Annotated in this window: 2 tRNA genes and 2 rRNA genes (1 of these 4 cut by a window edge); all 4 read left to right on the top strand. The window is 52.2% G+C overall.

From position 1 onward, the window contains the following. Positions 1–103: 103 nt before the first annotated feature. Positions 104–1,629, top strand: a 16S ribosomal RNA gene (locus F8C76_RS17700). A gap of 112 nt (positions 1,630–1,741) precedes the next feature. After that, positions 1,742–1,815: transfer RNA gene (locus tag F8C76_RS17695), tRNA-Ile, on the top strand. A 167-nt stretch (positions 1,816–1,982) separates the two neighbouring features. After that, positions 1,983–2,059 (top strand) — tRNA-Ala (locus tag F8C76_RS17690). A gap of 175 nt (positions 2,060–2,234) precedes the next feature. Then, a 23S ribosomal RNA gene (locus F8C76_RS17685) occupies positions 2,235–2,822 on the top strand; it runs 2,228 nt beyond the window's last position. Together the 16S and 23S rRNA genes with 2 tRNA genes alongside form the textbook arrangement of a ribosomal RNA operon.

The following is a 2,822-nucleotide window of genomic DNA, read 5'->3' as shown; positions in this document are numbered from 1 at the left end:
AAGAAGTTCATATACATATTGTAACGACAGCGTAAAGAGAATTAAGAACCATTTTGATGCGGGGACTCTGGTTTCCGGGTGTCGGACAGACATTCAAGGAAATACAATGAAGAGTTTGATCCTGGCTCAGGATGAACGCTAGCGGCAGGCCTAACACATGCAAGTCGAGGGGCAGCGGGGAAAAGCTTGCTTTTCCGCCGGCGACCGGCGCACGGGTGCGGAACGCGTATGGAACCTGCCCCTGTCAGGGGAATAGCCCAGGGAAACTTGGATTAATGCCCCATGGTACCAATATATCGCATGATATTTTGGTTAAAGATTTATCGGACAGGGATGGCCATGCGTACCATTAGTTAGATGGTGAGGTAACGGCTCACCATGGCAGCGATGGTTAGGGGCCCTGAGAGGGGGATCCCCCACACTGGTACTGAGACACGGACCAGACTCCTACGGGAGGCAGCAGTGAGGAATATTGGACAATGGTCGGGAGACTGATCCAGCCATGCCGCGTGCAGGATGACTGCCCTATGGGTTGTAAACTGCTTTTATACGGGAAGAAACCACCCTACGTGTAGGGTGCTGACGGTACCGTAAGAATAAGGACCGGCTAACTCCGTGCCAGCAGCCGCGGTAATACGGAGGGTCCGAGCGTTATCCGGAATCATTGGGTTTAAAGGGTCCGTAGGCGGGCCGTTAAGTCAGGGGTGAAAGTCTGCGGCTCAACCGTAGAATTGCCTTTGATACTGGCGGTCTTGAGTCATGGTGGGGTTGCCGGAACATGTGGTGTAGCGGTGAAATGCATAGATATCACATAGAACACCGATCGCGAAGGCAGGTGACCAACCATGTACTGACGCTGATGGACGAAAGCGTGGGTAGCGAACGGGATTAGATACCCCGGTAGTCCACGCCGTAAACGATGGATACTAGCTGTGGGGACTTCGGTCTCCGTGGCCAAGCGAAAGTGATAAGTATCCCACCTGGGGAGTACGTTCGCAAGAATGAAACTCAAAGGAATTGACGGGGGCCCGCACAAGCGGTGGAGCATGTGGTTTAATTCGATGATACGCGAGGAACCTTACCAGGGCTTAAATGCAGGCTGCATAAGCTAGAGATAGCTTTTTCTTCGGACTGCCTGCAAGGTGCTGCATGGTTGTCGTCAGCTCGTGCCGTGAGGTGTCAGGTTAAGTCCTATAACGAGCGCAACCCCTACCGTTAGTTGCCAGCATGTCAAGATGGGGACTCTAACGGGACTGCCGGTGCAAACCGTGAGGAAGGTGGGGACGACGTCAAATCATCACGGCCCTTACGTCCTGGGCCACACACGTGCTACAATGGCCGGTACAGAGGGAAGCCACCCCGCAAGGGGGCGCGGATCTATAAAACCGGTCACAGTTCGGATCGGGGTCTGCAACTCGACCCCGTGAAGCTGGAATCGCTAGTAATCGGATATCAGCCATGATCCGGTGAATACGTTCCCGGGCCTTGTACACACCGCCCGTCAAGCCATGGAAGCCGGGAGTGCCTGAAGTCCGTCACCGAGAGGAGCGGCCTAGGGCAAAATCGGTAACTAGGGCTAAGTCGTAACAAGGTAGCCGTACCGGAAGGTGCGGCTGGAACACCTCCTTTCTAGAGAAAGAGATGCCCGGAAGTTACGGGTCCCGCACGAGGTGGTCCTTTAAGATCTTTGTGCTGTCGTTTATGATATGTTTTTTGTGATATAGGCAATTTTGGCCAAGACAGTCTCATAGCTCAGCTGGTTAGAGCGCTACACTGATAATGTAGAGGTCGGCAGTTCGAGTCTGCCTGAGACTACGAAAGCGGCGAAGCTGCAAGTTCAAAGTTTTAAGTTTGAAAGTTTAAAGTTTTGAAAAGTTCATTAAGGAATACTGAAGGAAATTTTAGAGGTTGAGTGATTATCACGTAATGGTGAGCACGTTATCAAAACTGTTAACTGTTAACTGATAACTGCTGACTGAAATGGGGAATTAGCTCAGCTGGCTAGAGCGCCTGCCTTGCACGCAGGAGGTCATCGGTTCGACTCCGATATTCTCCACCACGGCAAAGATTGTCCGCTGATCGTTAAACATCGGTGGCGATTCGCCACAAGTTCATTGACATATTGGGACGGAGCGTGATGGTTATACCATCATGGCGAAGTCAAAAGAAGAAACACGAAGTAGAATAGAATATATAAGGATTACGAGAGGGCATTTGTGCTTTTGCACATAATGCGACAAGCAAAAGAAGGGCGTATGGGGGATGCCTGGGCTCTCAGAGGCGACGAAGGACGCGATAAGCTGCGAAAATCCACGGGGAGCTGCACATGAGCATTGATCCGTGGGTGTCCGAATGGGGCAACCCGGCTGGTTGAAGGCCAGTCACACCGCAAGGTGGGCGAACCCGCTGAACTGAAACATCTAAGTAGGCGGAGGAAGAGAAAACAAAAGTGATTCCGAGAGTAGTGGCGAGCGAAATCGGATTAGTCCAAACCAATGTTGTTCCGGCAATGTTGGGGTTGTAGGACCACGGGATTCTTTGCGTGACGAACTGGAACCCTTTGGAAAGAGGGGCCGTAGACGGTGATAGCCCGGTACAGGCAAGGAACGTTAAAGATAGTGGTATCCTGAGTAGCGCGGGGCACGTGAAACCCTGTGTGAATCCGGCGGGACCATCCGCCAAGACTAAATACTCCTGAGAGACCGATAGTGAACCAGTACCGTGAGGGAAAGGTGAAAAGAACCCTGAACAAGGGAGTGAAAAAGACCCTGAAACCATACGCCTACAAGCGGTCGGAGCCCCTTTGGGGGTGACGGCGTGCC

Source organism: Flagellimonas olearia (genome assembly GCF_009184425.1).
Classification (GTDB): Bacteria; Bacteroidota; Bacteroidia; order Flavobacteriales; family Flavobacteriaceae; genus Flagellimonas; species Flagellimonas olearia.
The sequence above is the reverse complement of the archived record's forward strand: the minus strand, read 5'-3'. Positions and strand labels throughout refer to the sequence as shown.